The 16,784-nt window shown below is 64.9% G+C and carries 20 protein-coding genes and 1 pseudogene; 7 read left to right on the top strand and 14 right to left on the bottom strand.

Annotation, left to right across the window (positions count from 1 at the left end):
* Positions 1–4 precede the first annotated feature (4 nt).
* Complete coding sequence (locus tag B4394_RS15915) at positions 5–577, top strand: TetR/AcrR family transcriptional regulator (protein WP_078310768.1); 573 nt, start codon at positions 5–7, stop codon at positions 575–577.
* Between the two features lie 89 nt (positions 578–666).
* Here the strand turns inward: B4394_RS15915 and B4394_RS15910 are convergent.
* Positions 667–1,128 (bottom strand): annotated as a pseudogene (locus tag B4394_RS15910) (methyltransferase family protein); the annotation flags it as partial.
* 172 nt (positions 1,129–1,300) lie between these two features.
* On the opposite strand from B4394_RS15910, the gene B4394_RS15905 reads away from it, so the two are divergent.
* Positions 1,301–1,912 (top strand): phosphatase PAP2 family protein, encoded by a 612-nt coding sequence (locus B4394_RS15905; protein ID WP_139360232.1) that lies wholly within the window; start codon positions 1,301–1,303, stop codon positions 1,910–1,912.
* Here the strand turns inward: B4394_RS15905 and B4394_RS15900 are convergent.
* The gene (locus tag B4394_RS15900) at positions 1,858–2,613 is read right to left on the bottom strand and encodes a YebC/PmpR family DNA-binding transcriptional regulator (protein WP_078310775.1); all 756 of its coding nucleotides are present in this window, start codon (positions 2,611–2,613) and stop codon (positions 1,858–1,860) included. The two genes, B4394_RS15905 and B4394_RS15900, sit on opposite strands and share 55 nt — an antisense overlap.
* A gap of 79 nt (positions 2,614–2,692) precedes the next feature.
* Here B4394_RS15900 and B4394_RS15895 point away from each other — a divergent pair, with 79 nt between their 5' ends.
* Complete coding sequence (locus B4394_RS15895) at positions 2,693–3,220, top strand: hypothetical protein (protein WP_078310781.1); 528 nt, start codon at positions 2,693–2,695, stop codon at positions 3,218–3,220.
* 131 nt (positions 3,221–3,351) lie between these two features.
* On the opposite strand, the gene pdxT is transcribed toward B4394_RS15895, so the two are convergent.
* The 10 genes from pdxT to B4394_RS15845 form a co-directional block, all read right to left on the bottom strand.
* The gene (gene pdxT / locus B4394_RS15890; protein ID WP_078310785.1) at positions 3,352–3,933 is read right to left on the bottom strand and encodes a pyridoxal 5'-phosphate synthase glutaminase subunit PdxT; all 582 of its coding nucleotides are present in this window, start codon (positions 3,931–3,933) and stop codon (positions 3,352–3,354) included.
* Positions 3,930–4,784, bottom strand: coding sequence for an acyl-CoA thioesterase (locus tag B4394_RS15885; protein WP_078315641.1), 855 nt, complete (start codon positions 4,782–4,784; stop codon positions 3,930–3,932). The genes pdxT and B4394_RS15885 overlap by 4 nt, the downstream gene beginning before the upstream one ends.
* Positions 4,785–4,793: 9 nt before the next feature.
* Positions 4,794–5,708 carry a pyridoxal 5'-phosphate synthase lyase subunit PdxS gene (gene pdxS, locus B4394_RS15880; protein WP_078315640.1) on the bottom strand — a complete coding sequence of 305 codons (915 nt, stop codon included), beginning with the start codon at positions 5,706–5,708 and terminating at the stop codon, positions 4,794–4,796.
* 86 nt (positions 5,709–5,794) lie between these two features.
* Positions 5,795–6,817, bottom strand: a complete 1,023-nt coding sequence (locus tag B4394_RS15875; RefSeq protein WP_078310794.1) for an NUDIX hydrolase — start codon at positions 6,815–6,817, stop codon at positions 5,795–5,797.
* A complete protein-coding gene (locus B4394_RS15870) occupies positions 6,814–7,941 on the bottom strand; it encodes a glycosyltransferase family 4 protein (RefSeq protein WP_078310796.1) in 1,128 nt (375 codons plus the stop codon). The genes B4394_RS15875 and B4394_RS15870 overlap by 4 nt, the downstream gene beginning before the upstream one ends.
* A complete protein-coding gene (locus B4394_RS15865; protein ID WP_078310798.1) occupies positions 7,941–8,954 on the bottom strand; it encodes a phosphatidylinositol mannoside acyltransferase in 1,014 nt (337 codons plus the stop codon). The genes B4394_RS15870 and B4394_RS15865 overlap by 1 nt, the downstream gene beginning before the upstream one ends.
* Positions 8,951–9,613, bottom strand: a complete 663-nt coding sequence (gene pgsA, locus B4394_RS15860; RefSeq protein ID WP_078310800.1) for a phosphatidylinositol phosphate synthase — start codon at positions 9,611–9,613, stop codon at positions 8,951–8,953. The genes B4394_RS15865 and pgsA overlap by 4 nt, the downstream gene beginning before the upstream one ends.
* Positions 9,610–10,158, bottom strand: a complete 549-nt coding sequence (locus B4394_RS15855; RefSeq protein WP_078310803.1) for an ATP adenylyltransferase — start codon at positions 10,156–10,158, stop codon at positions 9,610–9,612. Before B4394_RS15855 ends, pgsA begins: the two co-directional genes overlap by 4 nt.
* On the bottom strand, positions 10,151–12,205 hold the full coding sequence (thrS, locus tag B4394_RS15850) for a threonine--tRNA ligase (protein ID WP_078310806.1): 2,055 nt from the start codon (positions 12,203–12,205) through the stop codon (positions 10,151–10,153). Before thrS ends, B4394_RS15855 begins: the two co-directional genes overlap by 8 nt.
* Before the next feature lie 92 nt (positions 12,206–12,297).
* Positions 12,298–13,308: a GlxA family transcriptional regulator gene (locus B4394_RS15845; protein WP_139360231.1), complete on the bottom strand. Its 1,011-nt coding sequence runs from the start codon at positions 13,306–13,308 to the stop codon at positions 12,298–12,300.
* A gap of 92 nt (positions 13,309–13,400) precedes the next feature.
* Between B4394_RS15845 and B4394_RS15840 the strand changes: the two genes are divergently transcribed.
* Complete coding sequence (locus B4394_RS15840; protein ID WP_078315693.1) at positions 13,401–14,135, top strand: DJ-1/PfpI family protein; 735 nt, start codon at positions 13,401–13,403, stop codon at positions 14,133–14,135.
* Here the strand turns inward: B4394_RS15840 and B4394_RS15835 are convergent.
* Both B4394_RS15835 and B4394_RS15830 read right to left on the bottom strand, forming a co-directional pair.
* Positions 14,118–14,531: a TIGR02611 family protein gene (locus B4394_RS15835; RefSeq protein ID WP_078315639.1), complete on the bottom strand. Its 414-nt coding sequence runs from the start codon at positions 14,529–14,531 to the stop codon at positions 14,118–14,120. The genes B4394_RS15840 and B4394_RS15835 overlap by 18 nt on opposite strands.
* A complete protein-coding gene (locus B4394_RS15830; RefSeq protein ID WP_078310810.1) occupies positions 14,528–15,157 on the bottom strand; it encodes a PaaI family thioesterase in 630 nt (209 codons plus the stop codon). Before B4394_RS15830 ends, B4394_RS15835 begins: the two co-directional genes overlap by 4 nt.
* Positions 15,158–15,176: 19 nt before the next feature.
* Here B4394_RS15830 and B4394_RS15825 point away from each other — a divergent pair, with 19 nt between their 5' ends.
* The 3 genes from B4394_RS15825 to B4394_RS15815 all read left to right on the top strand — a co-directional run bounded on the left by B4394_RS15825 (position 15,177) and on the right by B4394_RS15815 (position 16,783).
* Positions 15,177–15,674 (top strand): DUF1990 domain-containing protein, encoded by a 498-nt coding sequence (locus B4394_RS15825; protein WP_078315692.1) that lies wholly within the window; start codon positions 15,177–15,179, stop codon positions 15,672–15,674.
* Between the two features lie 232 nt (positions 15,675–15,906).
* A complete protein-coding gene (locus B4394_RS15820; RefSeq protein ID WP_078310812.1) occupies positions 15,907–16,218 on the top strand; it encodes a hypothetical protein in 312 nt (103 codons plus the stop codon).
* 133 nt (positions 16,219–16,351) lie between these two features.
* Positions 16,352–16,783, top strand: coding sequence for a PPOX class F420-dependent oxidoreductase (locus B4394_RS15815; RefSeq protein ID WP_078315638.1), 432 nt, complete (start codon positions 16,352–16,354; stop codon positions 16,781–16,783).
* Position 16,784: the final 1 nt, after the last annotated feature.

The following is a 16,784-nucleotide window of genomic DNA, read 5'->3' as shown; positions in this document are numbered from 1 at the left end:
GGCCATGTCCACCGAACCTCGGCGATCGGACGCCACCCGTGCGGCCATCCTTGAGGCTGCTCAGGAGCACTTCGCCAGCGTCGGGTACGAGAAGGCAACCATACGGGCCATCGCGGCGACGGCGGGTATCGACCCGTCCCTGGTCATGCGGTACTACGGCAACAAGGGCAAGCTCTTCGCGGCCGCCGCCGACTTCGATATTCACCTGCCCGAGAATCTTGCCGAGATTCCGCGTCCCGAGCTGGGGGCAGCCCTCGTCGAGCACTTCCTCGCCAAATGGGAGGCCGACGACACCATGGTCGCCCTACTGCGCGCGGCAGTGTCGCATGAGACGGCGCGCGCACGGATGGCCGAGATCTTCAGCAGTCAGATGGTGCCTGCGATCGAGGCGTTAACGGCGGATCGCGCCATGGAACGCGCGGCGCTGATCGGCACTCAGATGATCGGCCTGGCGATGTGCCGATACGTGATCCGCCTCGGGAACGTGCCCGAGATGACGCACGAACAGATCATCGACTTGATCGCACCGACAATCCAGGCCTACCTGGATTGTGACTGCGACTGCGAAGCGCCCTAGCTCGCGCGCTCGGGCTGCGTCCACGGGCGCAGCCGGGGTACCCAGCGCGGTACGTGCTGCGAGTACTCGGCGTAGTCGCGGCCGAACCTCTTCAATAGGCCGCGCTCCTCCACCAGCGGAAAGTACACGGCGTTGATGGTCACGAAAACGGCTGCATAGATCAGCAAGCCGACAGAGTTCACCGCGAACGCCTCACCCAGCAGGATGGCGATGACTCCGGTGATCATCGGGTTACGTACGTAGCGGTACGGGCCGCGCACGACAAGGTGAACCGGCGGGTCGAAGGGCGCCAGCGAACCCTTGCCCATCTGGTGGAAGAGCATGACAGTGCGGGTCACCAGGAACAGGCCGGCAGCGACCAGCAAGGTCCCGATCACCGTCGCCGTCATCGACATCTCATCCGACATCCATGACGGCACCTGGATGCCCGTTCCGTAGAGAATCACCAGCGGAATCAGCACCGTCACGGTGAATGGCAGCGCGAGAACCGCGCGCGCGGTGCGCCACAGGCTTGTCGATTCAGGCGCCGGGGCGACTGTTTGTGTGGCCATGACCGGCCTCCCATCATTCGTGGATGTCCTAGATGTACGCCCAGTTGACATTGCTGTCAACACTTGTTGACCAACAGTCGTTGACATCACAGTAACGCCGCTTCCTGGCGTTTGATTCCCGCCATCCAGCGCGATTCGAAGTCGAAGTCCTCGGCCTATTACTGTCGTCGGCGTGTCTGTCGGAAAACTGCCCAGCGAAAAGACGATTCAGTGGTGGCCGCCCCTTGGCGTCCTCGCGATGCTGGTGCTCGGGTTCTCCGTCGGTAAGGGCTCAACGCCCTTTGACGTCTGGTTTTTCCACGGGACGCAGCTCGTATTCGGAGTGCAGCCACGCTGGCTGCTGTTCTTCACCGACTGGGTGTTTCTCGTTCCGGTGCTCGTGGTGTGCGTCGCGTTCGAGCTGTATCGGCGGCGTTGGCGGGTCGCTGCGGTGGCGCTGGCCTGCCCGTTCGTGGCGAATTGGACCACTCAGGGCACCAAGATGCTCGTCGGCCGCGAGAAGGGCGGCTATCTCGCCTACCCCAGCGGCCACACCACCTTCGTGGTCGCCGTGATGGGGATGCTGGTGCTGGTCGCCGGTGGAGCCCTATGGGCGTACATCGTGGCCGGGATTGTCAGCACGCTCGGGCTGCTAGGCCAAGTCGCCTGTGGGTATCACTACCTCACCGACACCATCGGTGCCGTACTGGTCACCACCGCAGTGGTGACGTTGGCCGTATGGGCCGCCGGTCAGCCCTCGTCGAGCTCGGCCAGCACCTCGTCCGATAGGTCCACGTTGGTGTAGACGTTCTGCACGTCGTCGCTGTCTTCCAGTGCGTCGACCAGCTTGAACACCTTGCGGGCAGTGTCGACGTCGACGGGCACGCTCATCGATGGCTGGAAGCTGGCCTCGGCCGAGTCGTAGTCGATCCCGGCCTCTTGCAGCGCCTGACGGACCGCGACCAAGTCGGTGGGCTCGGAGACGACCTCGAAGGTCTCGCCTAGGTCGTTGACCTCTTCGGCGCCCGCCTCCAGGACGGCCGTGAGCACGTCGTCCTCGGACAGACTGCCCTTTTCCAGGGTGATCATGCCCTTGCGGGAGAACAGGTAGGACACCGAACCCGGGTCGGCCATGCTGCCACCGTTGCGGGTCATCGCGACCCGAACCTCGCCGGCGGCGCGGTTGCGGTTATCGGTCAAGCATTCGACAAGCACGGCAACACCATTGGGGCCATAGCCCTCGTACATGATGGTCTGCCAGTCGGCGCCGCCAGCCTCTTCGCCGGCGCCGCGCTTGCGGGCCCGCTCGATGTTGTCGTTGGGCACCGACGTCTTCTTGGCCTTCTGGATGGCGTCATAGAGCGTCGGGTTGCCAGCCGGATCTCCGCCGCCGGTACGCGCGGCGACCTCGATGTTCTTGATCAGCTTGGCGAACTCTTTGCCACGGCGCGCGTCTTTGACGGCCTTCTGATGCTTGGTGGTGGCCCACTTGGAATGGCCGCTCATGTACCCCTGTACTACTTTCTCTAGGTTCTGTCGCACTTCTGCGCTGCCCGAGTGTACTCGCGCACCTAGGGTGAATCACATGACTGTCCTGGTAGCCGACCCGATTGTCGACACCGTCCTGGACCGGTACGCGTCGACCATCGGTGACAGCCTCACCGATTACCGCAATCATCTGTATCGGGGCATGAACTACCAGCTGCGTCTTCTCGGCATGACGACGGCGCCACCCGAAATCGCGTTGGCGTGGGCCACGCACGATATCGGCATCTGGACGGCCGGCACCTGGGACTACCTCGATCCGTCGGTGGCCCTCGCCGAACAGCTGGCACCGGAGTTCGGAATAGACGATGCCAGTCGCACCACAACGATGGTGGCCGATCACCACAAGCTCAGATCAGCGGACGATCTCTGGGTCGAGACTTTTCGATTGGGTGACCGGATTGACGCCTTCCACGGGTTCTACGCCTGGACCGGCCTGGAACGCGCCGATGTGCGCGAGGTCGTAGAGGCCTTGCCGTACGGCGGTTTTCACGGATTCTTGGTGCGAACGGCCGGAAAGTGGACGCTCAAGCACCCGCTGCGGCCGATGCCCATGATGCGCTGGTGATTCATAGCGCGTAGATGTCGCCGGCCTGCCGGACGCATCACCCGCTAGTGCCCACCTCTGAGCGACAAATCACCCCGCCGCGGCGAGTCCGGACTAGCTTGTCGCTCGTAGCCGGGCACACATCATCGCGATCAGGAAGCACGCACCATGTCGACAAAGAGCTGGTGCACCCGCCGGTCCCCGGTGACTTCGGGGTGAAACGACGTCGCCAACGCACTCCCCTGCCGCACCGCGACCGGATGCCCCTGCGCAATGGCCAGCACCTCGACGTCGGCGCCCACCCGCTCCACCCACGGTGCCCTGATGAACACCGCGTGCAGTCCGCCGTCAAGCCCGGTGAAATCCAAGTCGCCCTCGAACGAATCCACCTGGCGCCCGAAAGCATTGCGCCGCACCGTCATATCGATGGCGCCGAGCGCCACCGCATCCGGACGGGTGTCGAGTATCTCGCTGGCGAGCAGGATCATGCCTGCGCACGAGCCATAGACCGGCAGCCCGTCCCGCAGACGCTCGGAGAGCGGATCCAGCAGCTCGAACACGCGCAGCAAGTTGCTCATCGTGGTGGACTCCCCGCCGGGGATGACCAGCCCGTCCACCTTCGAGAGCTCCTCGGCACGACGCACGCCGAGCGCGTCGGCACCCGAATCTTTCAGGGCGGCAACATGTTCCCTGACATCGCCCTGCAATGCCAGCACGCCAACCAGCGGGCTCACGCCATGTTCCCCTTGGCGATCGACGCCTCGTCCGGGTTGCGCTCGTACCGGGTAAGCCCCTCTTGCACCACCGCCGCGACCATCCGGCCCTCGCGATCGAAGATCCGGCCCTGCGTCAGCGCCCGTCCGTATCCCGCCGACGGCGATGTCTCGTCGTACAGCAGCCATTCATCGGCGCGGAATGGCCGCAGAAACCACAGCGCATGATCCAGGGACGCGGTCTGCAGCACGGCGTCCCGGTGCGGCACCTTGGACGAACTCAACAGCGTCAGGTCGCTCATGTAGGCGAGCGCACAGATGTGCAGGACCGGGTCGTCGGGAAGCTGCTTGCGGCAGCGGAACCACACCCGCTGCTGCGCGGCCAGCCGAGGATTCCGGTCCATCAGCTCGTCGGGAACGATCCGGATGTCCCATTCGGCGAACTGCCGGAACAGGTCGTGACTGAACGACCCCTCCGCGTCCTGCACATCCGGCAGGTCCTCGGGTGCGGGCACCGGTGGCATCAGGTCCTGATGCTCGATGCCGGTGTCCAGGGTCTGAAATGACGCCGACATGCTGAAGATTGCCTGCCCACCCTGAATCGCGGTAACGCGACGGGTCACGAACGAACGGCCGTCACGCACCCGGTCGACGAGAAACACGGTGGGCTCGTTGGGATTTCCCGGTCGCAGGAAGTACCCGTGCAGGGAATGGACAAGGTAGTGCGGCTCCACGGTGCGAACCGCCGAGACCAACGACTGCCCAGCGACCTGACCGCCGAAGGTACGGCGCAGGCTGCTGGGGGTCACGTTGCCTCGGAAGATGTCCTTTTCGAGCTGCTCAAGCGTCAGGATCTCTTCGATATCGGCCATCAGATGGTTTTACCAGCCGCGCTCGGCGAGCCGATGCGGCTGCGCGATGTCCTCCACGTTGATGCCGACCATTGCCTCACCCAGACCGCGCGACACCTTGGCGAGCACGTCCGGGTCGTCGTAGAAGGTGGTGGCCTTCACGATCGCAGCGGCCCGCTGCTCCGGGTTGCCGGACTTGAAGATTCCGGAGCCGACGAACACACCCTCGGCACCCAGCTGCATCATCATCGCGGCGTCCGCCGGAGTGGCGATACCGCCGGCGGTGAACAGCGTGACCGGAAGCTTGCCGGCGCGAGCCACCTCGACTACCAGCTCATAGGGCGCCTGCAGTTCCTTTGCAGCAACGTACAACTCGTCCTCGGACAGCGAGGTGAGCCGACGGATCTCGCCACCGATCTTGCGCATGTGCGTGGTCGCGTTGGACACGTCACCGGTGCCGGCCTCACCCTTGGAGCGGATCATCGCCGCACCCTCGGTAATGCGGCGCAACGCCTCGCCCAGGTTGGTGGCACCGCACACGAACGGCACGGTGAACTTCCACTTGTCGATGTGGTTGGTGTAGTCGGCGGGGGTCAGCACCTCCGACTCGTCGATGTAGTCCACGCCCAGGCCCTGCAGGATCTGCGCCTCGACAAAGTGCCCGATGCGGGCCTTGGCCATGACGGGCACGCTGACGGCGCTGATGATGCCGTCGATCATGTCCGGATCACTCATGCGAGACACGCCACCTTGGGCGCGGATGTCGGCGGGGACGCGCTCCAGTGCCATGACGGCAACGGCTCCGGCGTCTTCAGCGATCTTCGCCTGATCGGGGGTGACAACGTCCATGATGACGCCACCCTTGAGCATCTCGGCCATACCGCGCTTGACGCGAGCGGTACCGGTTCCGGTCTCGGGGGACGTTCCATTGGTCGTGCTAGTCAACTGGGGGCTCCTGGATGTTCGGGTTCTCAGACCAGTCTAATGCCGCCGCACCAGCGATTTTGTCGCGGGAGGTGCGGTGACTGGGCTCACCCGATCAGGATCGGCTCGCGGCGCCCGCCGGTGGCCACCGCATCGGCCGCGCTAGCGGCCTCCCCGAGCAGCTCTCCTAGCTGATTCGGGAAAACCTGCTCCCCCGAGGCCGTCAGCGCGGCGATCTCTTCGGCATCGCACCAGCGGTGGCCGGTGATGTAGCGCTGCTCCAGGTTGGTGCGACCATCCGTCGCCGGTTCGAACCTCTTGGTGCGGTGCACGAAGAACAATTCCTCGGAGCGAATGGTGGTGCCGTTGAAGTCGAAGACGGCGACCCGACGCCACAGCGGGCCCACGAGGCGCCCAGAGGGAACCGATAAGCCGGTCTCCTCAACCAGCTCGCGCACCGCGCCGTCGGACAGCTTCTCCCCCGGCAAGGTCTGGCCGCCAACGGTGAACCACCAGTGCACCGCGGGGCTCGGCGCGGCGGGATCGAAACCGCGCAGCAGCAGCACCCGGCCATCCTCGTCCAGCAGGATGATCCGCGCCGAAGTACGGAAGTTGGCCAGTGCCGGATCCTCGGTGCCCGCACCCTGACGGTCGATGATTTCGAAATACGTTGGCATCGGCGCGGTTCCGCCCAGACGCAGCCAACGCACCGGACGGCGTACCCGGAGAGCCAGGGTGTCGCGCACGGCGTCGTTGTGGAAGCGCCGCGCGATCAGCACTCGCGTCTCCGCATCAGCGAGCTCGGCCACCAGCGCGGGGCGCAACCGCTCCGCGTCGACGGTCGATAGCGCCGAGGCCAGCTGGTTCTCCGCGTACTCACGCCGGTCGCGATCAGCTCGCTCGGCCTTCGCCGCGAGTTTGATGAGTTGTTCGTCCTTGAGCGCGTCGCCCACCGCCCGCGCCACGACGGCGCGGCGCGCCAGTGCGGCGTCGAGGGACTGCCAAGACAAATCGCTACGCACATGCAGCCGGTCCAACCGATTGGCCACGAGATAGGCCCACAGCAGGCCCAGCGCGACCAGCGCGCCGATGAGGGCGATGACGATGACGGTCAGCGCCGAGAAGGTCACCAACTGTCGACCTTTACTCGCGCGCCGGAGGCGGTCACGGTCTCGTAGACGAGCATGATCTGCTGCGCAACCACCGACCAGTCGTATCGCTGGACCGCGTCGGTACCCGCCGCCACCAGCTTCGCGCGGCCCTCATCGTCGCCGAGCACATCGATAATGGTCGCCGCCAGGGCATCCGAATCACCCGTGGGCGTCAACCGGCCCGCCGAGCCGTCCAGAAGCACCCGGCGGAAGGCGTCCAGCGAGCTGGCGACCACCGCAGTCCCGGCCGCCATGGCCTCCACCAACACGATGCCGAAACTCTCGCCGCCGATGTTGGGGGCGCAGTAGACGTCGGCGCTGTGCATCGCCGAGGCCTTGGTGGCATCGTCCACCTGACCGAGGAACCGCAGATGTTTCGCCAACGGTCCTGCCTGCGCGCGCAATTCGGCTTCATCTCCACGGCCGACGATCAAGATCTCCACATCGGCGAAGCTGGCCGCGATCTTCGGTAAAGCCCCCATCAACACGTCCATACCCTTACGCGGCTCGTCGTAACGGCCCAGGAACAGCACCGTCTTGCCCGCTCTCGGATAGCCCTCCAGCATGGGTGCGCCGGAAAAGGATCGGACGTCGACGCCGTTGGGAATCTCGACCGCATCAGAGCCGAGCGCCTCCATCTGCCAGCGCCGGGCCAGCTCGGAGACGGCGATCCGGCCGACGATCTTCTCGTGCCAAGGGCGCAGCACCGCCTGAAAGACGCTCAGAGTCAACGACTTCGTGGTGGAAGTGTGAAAGGTGGCGACGATCGGACCCTCCGCCACCATGAGCGCCAACATGGACAGGCTCGGCGCGTTCGGCTCATGCAGATGCAACACATCGAAGTCGCCGTCGACCAGCCAGCGTCTGGTCTTGGCGTAGGTGGCCGGGCCAAATCGCAGCCGCGCCACCGAGCCGTTGTACGGAATCGGAACTGCCTTGCCGCCGGAGACCACGAACTCTGGCAGCTCCAGGTCTGATGAGGACGGTGCGAGCAGACTGACATGGTGGCCGCGATCCCTCATGACCTCGGCCAACTGCACCACATGGGACTGGACGCCGCCCGGTACATCAAAGGAGTACGGACAGACCATCCCGATGCGCATTACGCCTGCCCACCAACGGAGTCCGTCTCCCTGGGGGCTGCCCGATCATCAATTTCCGTCTCGCGACCAGGCGCCGGCTCCGCCGCGGAAGGGGTCTGAGATGGCGACGTCCGCAGCCGGGTGCGGCGTTCTTCGGACAGATCGTCGAGCCACAGGGGTTGCAGCATGTGCCAGTCCGCCGGGCGCTCGGCGATGTTGGCGGCGAATTCGTCGGCGAGTGCCTGCGTGGCCACTGCGACATCGCCTGCCGAGGTGTCGATGGGCTCTTGGATCCGTACTCCCCATTGACCATGTGGCTCGAACCAGCAGTGCGCCGGCAGCAGGCGCGCTCCGGTCTCGATCGCCAGGCGGGCCGGCCCAGCGGGCATCCGGGCCTCCGCGCCGAAGAAGTTGACGGGAACACCGTTCCGGCTCAGATCGCGATCGGCCATCAGGCAGACGACACGGTTTTCCCGCAGCCGCGCCGCCAGGGTCTCGTAGGGCCCGGTGGAGTCGCCACTCGAAGCAAGCACCTCGAAGCCAAGGGTTTCCCGGTAGTCCAGGAATCGGCGGTATAGCGATTCAGGTTTCAGACGCTCCGCGACGGTGGTGAAAGTGCCGTAGGTCTGGGCCAGCCAGACACCGGCCATGTCCCAGTTGCCACTGTGCGGCAGGGCGATCACTGTGCCCTTGCCGTTCTCCTGGGATGCGTCGATGTTCCGGCGCCCGAACGCGCAGCTGTCCAGGCGGCCGGCAAGCCGTTCCATGTTCTGCGAAGGCAGGCGGAACGCTTCGCGCCAGTAGCGCGCGTAGGAACGCATCGAGTCGATCATCAGCCGGTCGGGCACCTCGCGAGGATGCACGCCGAGCACCCGGGCGAGGTTCTTGCGCAGTTGCTCGGGCCCACCGTTGCGCGCACCCACCATGGCACCGACATCGAATATGGCTCGAGCGAGGAGATCCGGTGTCACCTGAGTCAGGTTCCAGCCTGCGGCATAGCCCCAATCGGCAGCGCGTTCGCCCCACACACTCATGACTGATTCTTCTCCGCGGTGTCCTGTCCGGCATCGGAATTGGGCAACAGATCAGAAGCACCCGGAGATGTGCGCACCGCATGCATCCGTTGGGCCACTGTCACCAGGCTCGCGATCGCCAGTACCCACATCGCGGTATGTAACGGCCACTGCACTCCAAAACCACCGCCGAATATCGCTCCGGCGAGCACGATGATGAGCCGTTCGGGGCGTTCGATCAGCCCGCCGTCGGCCCGCAATCCGGAGGCCTCGGCCCGCGCCTTCACATACGAGATCACCTGTGAGGTGATCATGCAGATCAGCGTGGCAACAACCAAAGATGTTGATCCCCAGCCGAATGCGGCCCACCAGAGCAATCCGGCGAATATCGCACCATCGGCCACCCGATCACATGTCGCGTCGAGCACCGCACCGAACCGGGTGCCACCGCCGCGGGCCCGTGCCATCGCCCCGTCGAGCATGTCGAACATCGTGAACAGCCAGACTGCGATGCCGCCCCAGAACAGGTGGCCCGTCGGGAACAAGGTGAGCGCCGCGACAACCGTCGCCGCCGTCCCGAAGATGGTGACGGTGTCGGGGGTGAATCCCGCACGCAGCACCGCGTTGGCCAACGGATTGATGATCTTCGCGAACGTCTCCCGGGACAGGATCGCGCTCATGGCAACTGCTCCCAGGCACTGGCGAGTAGTTCGCGGGTGTCCCGCAACAGCTGCGGCAGCACCTTGGAGTCGCCGATGATGGTGATGAAATTGGCGTCGCCACCCCAGCGCGGCACCACATGCTGATGCAGATGCTCGGCCAGCGATCCGCCCGCTGCGGTGCCCAGGTTCAGCCCCACGTTGAAACCATGTGGACGGGATACCTTCTTGATCACCCGAATCGCCTTCTGGGTGAATGCCATCAGCTCCCGGCTCTCGTCCTCGGTGAGGTCTTCGAGCTCGGCAACCTGCCGGTAGGGCACCACCATCAGATGGCCCGGGTTGTACGGGTACAGATTGAGCACGGCGTACACATGGTCCCCGCGCGCAACCACCAGCCCGTCTTCATCGGCCATTTCGGGGATGTCAGTGAACGGAGCGGACTCCGCCCCACTCGATTTCACCGCCTCGACCAGATAGGTCATCCGGTGCGGTGTCCACAGCCGCTGCAGATGGTCAGGGTCGCCCACGCCCCGGTCGATGATGGTCGAGTCCTCGTCAGTCACGGGTCCCCAACTTCATGAGTTCGGCAGTGGGAGAAACGTTCTCGCGCCTGTTCACCCAGTCGACGATGGCGGCGACGGCCTCATCGCGCGGCACTCCGTTGACCTGCGTGCGGTCACGGAATCGGAAGCTGACAGCGCCCGCCTCCACATCGCGGTCACCGGCCAGCAGCAGGAACGGCACCCGCTGATTGGTGTGGTTGACGATCTTCTTGTTCATCCGGTCATCGCTGGTATCGACCTCTGCCCGAATACCCTGCGATCTGAGCTGCGCGACAATGTCGCTCAGGTACGGCGCGTGGGCATCGGCGATCGGGATGCCGACGGCCTGCACTGGGGACAGCCAGACCGGGAAGGCGCCCGCGTAGTGCTCGGTGAGCACACCGAAGAAGCGCTCGATGGACCCGAACAACGCACGGTGAATGAGTACCGGGCGCTGACGCGTTCCGTCAGCCGCGGTGTACTCGAGCTCGAACCGCTCGGGCATGTTGAAGTCGAGCTGGATGGTCGACATCTGCCAGGACCTGCCCAGCGCGTCCTTGGCCTGCACCGAGATCTTGGGGCCGTAGAAGGCCGCGCCACCCGGGTCGGGGACGAGCTGCAGGCCGGAATCGCGCGCCACCTGCTCCAAGGTCTTGGTGGACTCTTCCCAGACCTCGTCGGAGCCAACGAACTTCGTCTCGTCCTTGGTGGACAGCTCCAGGTAGAAGTCGTCGAGCCCGTAGTCGGACAGCAGGTCCAGCACAAACCGCAGCAGGGAGGTCAGCTCTTCGTGCATCTGCTCCCGGGTGGTGTAGATATGTGCGTCGTCCTGCGTCATGCCGCGCACACGGGTCAGGCCGTGCACCACGCCGGATTTCTCGTACCGGTACACCGATCCGAATTCGAAGAGCCGCAACGGCAATTCACGGTATGAACGGCCCCGAGCCCGGTAGATCAGATGGTGCATGGGGCAGTTCATGGGCTTGAGGTAGTAGTTCTGCCCCGGCTTGCGCACGGTGCCGTCGTCGTTGAGCTCGGCGTCGATGTGCATCGGGGGGAACATGCCGTCGGAGTACCAGTCCAGGTGTCCGGAGGTCTGGTACAGGTTCTCCTTGGTGATGTGCGGGGTGTTGACGAATTCGTACCCGGCGGCCGTGTGCTTGGCGCGCGAGTAGTCCTCCAGCTCCTTGCGGATGATGCCACCCTTGGGGTGGAAAACCGGAAGGCCAGAACCGATTTCGTCGGGGAAGCTGAAGAGGTCGAGCTCCACACCGAGCTTGCGGTGGTCGCGTCGCAGCGCCTCTTCCAGCAGTTCGAGATGCTTGTCGAGGGCTTCCTGGGATTCCCAGGCGGTGCCGTAGACGCGCTGCATGCTGGCATTGGCCTGATTGCCGCGCCAGTAGGCCGCCGAACTGCGGGTCAGCCGGAACGCCGGGATGTGCTTGGTGGTGGGAATGTGCGGGCCGCGACACAGGTCGAACCATTCCCGTTCCCCGGTACGGGGATTCAGGTTGTCGTAGGCGGACAGCTCGTCGCCGCCGACCTCCATGACCTCAGGGTCGTCGGCGCCCGACTTATCGGAGACGAGCTCCAGCTTGAACGGCTCATTGGCCAGCTCGGCCTGAGCCTCTTCCACCGAAGCGTAAACCCGGCGCGAAAAGCGTTGCCCCTCCTTGATGATCTGCTTCATCTTCTTCTCGAGGGCAGCCAGATCCTCGGGGGTGAAGGCGTGATCGATCCCGAAGTCGTAGTAGAAGCCATCGGTGATCGGCGGGCCGATACCGAGTTTGGCCTCCGGGAACAGGTCTTGCACGGCCTGTGCCAGCACATGCGCGGCCGAGTGCCGGATAACGCTGCGACCGTCCTCGGTATTGGCCGCGACCGGCTCCACGTCCGTATCGGCCTCCGGGGTCCAGGACAGGTCCTTCAGCGCACCGTCCACGCGCACGACGACGATGGCGTCGTCGCCCTTGCCCGGCAGACCTGCCTCGCGTACCGCGGTCCCCGCCGTCGTCCCGGCCGGCACCCGGATTGGGGCCACAAGGGAAGACGGGTTGGGCGCAGTCATCAGCAGTTCTCCAATTCAGAGACGGGGGGTTTGCGAACTCATGCTATCGGTCCGCACCAGCGACTTCCCAGCCTGATGGGCGCTGCGCGTACTCAGGCCGATCGAGCCCGGAACGTATTCCGGTAAGCCAACGGGGAGACCCCGGTGAGTCGGCGGAACTGCTCCCGGAAATTCGCAGGTGAACCGAACCCCACCTCGCGCCCGATCCACTCCACCGAGTCGGCGGAACATTCCAGCAGCTGTTGAGCATGACGGACCCGCACACCGGTGAGCCATTGCATCGGCGTCTGCCCCGTTTCGGCACGAAACCGCCGGTTGAGGCTGCGCACACTGGTGGATGCCTGGGCCGCGAGGCCCTCCAGGGACAGCTCGCGATGAGCGTTGTGCTCGATCCAGGCCAAGATCTCCCCGAGACCGGCCTCGGTGCGCTGACGGTTACGGATGACGTACTGCGCTTGGCCACCGTCGCGGTGCAACGGCGCCACGGCCACCCGCGCAGCCTCCGAAGCGACCGCCGCGCCGTGATCGCGCGTGACCATGTGCAGGCACAGATCGAGCCCTGCGGAGGCGCCGGCGGAGGTGAGCACCTGCCCCTCATCCACGTACAGCACATCGGCATCCAGGCGCACCGCCGGGAACATCTCCCGGAACAGGTCGGCCGCCAGCCAATGGGTGGTGGCCCGCTTGCCGTCCAGAATTCCCGCCTCGGCAAGCGTGAACGCCCCTGCGCAGATGGAAGCGATGCGCACTCCACACCGGTAGGCGGCCTGCAGCGCCTCGATGACACCGTCCGGCGTGGGTGCCGTCACGTCATTGCGCGCCGGGACCACGATCGTGTCAGCCTCCGAAAAGGCCTCCAGCCCAAGATCTGTCGCGATGCCAAACGGTCCGGCGGAGACGACTGGCGCGGTCCCGCACACGCGCACCCGGTAGGGCCGGGTGCCATCGGCGAGGTGCACGCGACGGAACACCTCCACGGCGGTGGCCAGGTCGAAGCCGATGGTGTCGGGAAGCGCAAGAACGACGACGGAGTGAGGCTTGTCCGAACGACTCGAAGGTACGGAGTGAGGCTTGTCCGAACGACCCGATGACACGGAGTGCATGCGGCCAGCCTAACTCCGACTGGCAATATCTCATCGGATACTGGCTATCTGGCCACTTCTGCTTCTGCGACCGCACGACCACCATGGCAGTCATGCAGATAGCGATCCTGGCGTACCCCGGCATGACGGCGCTCGACGCGATAGGTCCGTACGAAATGCTCCGGGGACTACCCGATGCCGAGCTTCGATTCGTCTGGCACGAGCCGGGCCCGGTAGTGACCGACAGTGGCGTGCTGGCGCTCGGCGCGACACATTCCTTCGGAGAAACCGCGGCACCCGACATCGTCCTGGTCGGAGGTTCGATACCGGCCACGATGAGCACCGCCGCCGACGAGGGCGTACTCACGTGGCTCCAGCAAGCGCATCAGACCACGACGTGGACCGCGCCGGTATGCAGCGGGTCGCTCATTCTGGGTGCCGCCGGAATCCTGCAAGGCAAGAACGCCACCTGCCACTGGGCCGGACAGCGGGTGCTGTCCACCTTCGGCGCGAATGCTCAGCGCGACAAACGCATCGTCCGCGACGGCAAGGTGGTCACCGCCGCAGGCGTATCGGCAGGACTCGACCTTGGGCTATGGCTCGTCGGCGAAATCGCCGGACGGCCGCGCGCCGAGGCCACCCAACTCTGCATCGAGTACGACCCGCAGCCGCCGTTCGATACGGGCCACATGAACAAGGCCTCCACCCGCAACAAGGCAGACGCGGTGCGGATGATGAAGGGCATGATCTCGGCACGCGACGCCGGCACCGAGCTCGTCGCGGGCTCAAAAGTAATGTGGGCGAACGTTATCGACCGAATGCGGAAAAGGTCAGCTGCCAATCCCTAGCGGGCTCTTCAGCCAGGGCGCTTCGACCCCGACGAGCGCGGCGACCCAACCGACCGCACCGAGTGCCCACAGCGTGACCAACACCAAGGCCGCGGTGAACAGCACCCCTATCCCCCGCACCCACTGTGGCTGGGTGGAGAACCAGGCCATGAATCTGTCATACCGGACCCTCACTGCGTGCAGAAGTTTGGCAGCCCATGAGAATTCGGTAGCGAGAATGGCCAGACCGAGGAACACGATCGCCCAGCCGGGTCCCGGATACGGGATGGCGATGATGCCCACACCAAGCACCAGCAGACCGATGACGGCGACCACCACGCGGTAGACGATGTCGAGCGCCGGCCGATCCCGCACAGTGTCACGCCACCGGGCCCACCTGCGGGTGGCCTTGTTCACGGCTGGCCGGGATTGAGCTTGACGAAAAGCGCGTCGGCTTCAGCGAGCACATCATCGCCGTCGAGCAATCTGCTCGTCAGGAACACCTTGCGCCCCTCCACGCGGTCCAGCGTGCAGTCGTACTGCAGCTCCTTCTCAATCGGCGTGACCTTGCGGTAGTTGATGTTCAGGTACGCGGTGCGCAACTTACGCAGATCAGTCAGCAGCATCGTGCCGGTACCGATAATGGTGTCGAAGAGCAGCCCGAGGCATCCGCCGTGCACGGCACCGTTTCGGCCCAGGTGATAACGACCGAAAGTTGCTGTGCCCCTGAGCACTCCGTTATCAAAGCTGTCGATTGTCATCGGAACCAGCAGGATGTTCCCGCGCAGCGGGAGATCGGTGCGCCGACCCGAGGGCGAGTCCCATTCCGACACCTCGTAGGGGGCCAGCAGCTCGTTCATGGTGTCCAGCTGGCTGGCCAGCGCGGTGACCATCTCATCGGGTGGCAGGGCGGCACGGGCGCGGTCCTGCAGGGTTCGCAGCGCGTCGATGAAACGGCCGTAGTCTGGGCCGCCCTTGAGGGTGGGATCCGGCGGGTTGAACCCGCCTCCCTCATGCGCTGTTACTGCTTCCTCGGTGGTCATGCTCACCTACGTTATTGGGGTGGATATTGCCCAGCTGAGCCAGCTCCCTTTCACCTACTCCGAAATCGGCGCGACGGCCGGTGAGCTGCCCGCCGGATACCACCACGTGCGCGAATCACAGCAGCTCGGGACCGGCAGAGCGCGGTTCGAGGAGGCCGCCGCAAGCCTGATGCGGTTCGGTATCCAACGCGGGATCGGGCTGCCGGTGCAGACCTCCGCACCCCAGGCCGCTGAGGGTGTCAACGTGGCAACACGCCTGTGGCCGTTCTGGGCGTTGTGCCGCATCGTGTACGTGGTCGACGAGCCGAATCGGCGCGGTTTCGCATACGGCACGCTTCGGGGCCACCCCGAAACCGGCGAAGAGGTCTTCATCGTGCGCCTTGATCCATCCAATGACGTTGTATCCGTGGAGATCACAGCCTTCTCGAAGCCGTCGTACTGGTGGGTCCGGATGGGCAACCTGGTGGTCGAGCAGCTACAGCGAGTGGTAACTCGGCGATACCTGCGCGCGCTCTGAGCGCGGCGCAGGTATCTATCGCCCAGATAACCCTCCCCCGGTAGCCTACGGGTTAGCTGGAGGTTGTTAATAGCTACACTGGCGTGTCGCGCAGTATGCGTGTCAACTGGTATTTCGCGCGAAAACAAAGCATGCAGGTAACTCATAGCAAATATTCTGTCCGTTAGAATCGTTATGATAGGTAACCTGTGGTTCAACTTCGATTCATGCTTTGTTAGGAGCCCTGAACCTCATGGTGTCACTGCCCATCCGCATCGCGTTGTTCGCCGGGACCCTGGGCGCCTCCGCCGCGATGTACCTCGCCCCGGTAGCGGCCGCTGATCTCCCGGTGTGTTCCGCAGGCGAGACGCCGTACAACCACAGCTGCCGCACCGCGTGTGCCGGCGGCGCTCCGCGCGTCGGTGGAGCGTGCACCCAGCCCGGCACCAATCTGTACGACCGCGGCTTCCATGAGCCCACCCACGAGGGCGCCAACCCGCGGACCCCGTTGGGCACCAACCCGCAGGTTCCGTTCGGTACGAACACCACAACCGTTCTGCAATAACATATTTCGGCGCCGTGCCCGGTTGACAACGTTGTCAGCCGGGCACTCCCGTCTCAGGGACTATCGCGCTTCCGGGCCAGAGCGTCCTTCCATTGCGGGAATGAAATCAGCCGCAACGGGGTAGACATCACACATGGAACTCAACGATGCCGGCCGCACTCTGATCGGAGCGGGCGTTGACGCCACGCTCGTCACCATCAACCCCGACGGCACCCCACAGGTGTCCGTCGTCTGGGTTGCCCTGCAGTCCACGTCAGAGGGCGACGAGCTGGTGTCCGCTCATCTGTCGGGCAACTACAAGAAGCTGCGCAACATCCGGCGCGATCCGCATGTCGCCCTGACCATCCTCGCCCCTAGCCAACCCGGCCAGCAGCGCCAATACCTGTCCGTCACTGGTTCCGCGCGAGTGGTCGAGGGAGGCGGACTCGAGGTACTCAAGGGGCTGGCCGTCGCCCTGCTCGGCTCCGATGAGTACTTCCCACCGCCCGGCTCCCCGGATGGATACTTGACCCGCGTCCGCATCGAGTCGGTCGGTGGTCAAGGCCCCTGGGCGCCACAACCCTGAG

Source organism: Mycobacterium sp. D16Q16 (assembly GCF_002013745.1).
In the GTDB taxonomy this organism is placed as follows: domain Bacteria; phylum Actinomycetota; class Actinomycetes; order Mycobacteriales; family Mycobacteriaceae; genus Mycobacterium.
The sequence above is the reverse complement of the archived record's forward strand: the minus strand, read 5'-3'. Positions and strand labels throughout refer to the sequence as shown.

What these genes read in the sequence shown, in the direction of transcription:
- thrS (WP_078310806.1), bottom strand. Translation starts at nt 12,205, where the DNA reads ATGACTGCGCCCAACCCGTCTTCCCTTGTGGCCCCAATCCGGGTGCCG.
- B4394_RS15900 (WP_078310775.1), bottom strand. Translation starts at nt 2,613, where the DNA reads ATGAGCGGCCATTCCAAGTGGGCCACCACCAAGCATCAGAAGGCCGTC.
- B4394_RS15865 (WP_078310798.1), bottom strand. Translation starts at nt 8,954, where the DNA reads ATGAGTGTGTGGGGCGAACGCGCTGCCGATTGGGGCTATGCCGCAGGC.
- B4394_RS15885 (WP_078315641.1), bottom strand. Translation starts at nt 4,784, where the DNA reads ATGGCCGATATCGAAGAGATCCTGACGCTTGAGCAGCTCGAAAAGGAC.
- B4394_RS15840 (WP_078315693.1), top strand. Translation starts at nt 13,401, where the DNA reads ATGCAGATAGCGATCCTGGCGTACCCCGGCATGACGGCGCTCGACGCG.
- B4394_RS15830 (WP_078310810.1), bottom strand. Translation starts at nt 15,157, where the DNA reads ATGACCACCGAGGAAGCAGTAACAGCGCATGAGGGAGGCGGGTTCAAC.
- B4394_RS15845 (WP_139360231.1), bottom strand. Translation starts at nt 13,308, where the DNA reads ATGCACTCCGTGTCATCGGGTCGTTCGGACAAGCCTCACTCCGTACCT.
- pgsA (WP_078310800.1), bottom strand. Translation starts at nt 9,613, where the DNA reads ATGAGCGCGATCCTGTCCCGGGAGACGTTCGCGAAGATCATCAATCCG.
- B4394_RS15820 (WP_078310812.1), top strand. Translation starts at nt 15,907, where the DNA reads ATGGTGTCACTGCCCATCCGCATCGCGTTGTTCGCCGGGACCCTGGGC.
- B4394_RS15870 (WP_078310796.1), bottom strand. Translation starts at nt 7,941, where the DNA reads ATGCGCATCGGGATGGTCTGTCCGTACTCCTTTGATGTACCGGGCGGC.
- B4394_RS15915 (WP_078310768.1), top strand. Translation starts at nt 5, where the DNA reads ATGTCCACCGAACCTCGGCGATCGGACGCCACCCGTGCGGCCATCCTT.
- B4394_RS15815 (WP_078315638.1), top strand. Translation starts at nt 16,352, where the DNA reads ATGGAACTCAACGATGCCGGCCGCACTCTGATCGGAGCGGGCGTTGAC.
- B4394_RS15895 (WP_078310781.1), top strand. Translation starts at nt 2,693, where the DNA reads ATGACTGTCCTGGTAGCCGACCCGATTGTCGACACCGTCCTGGACCGG.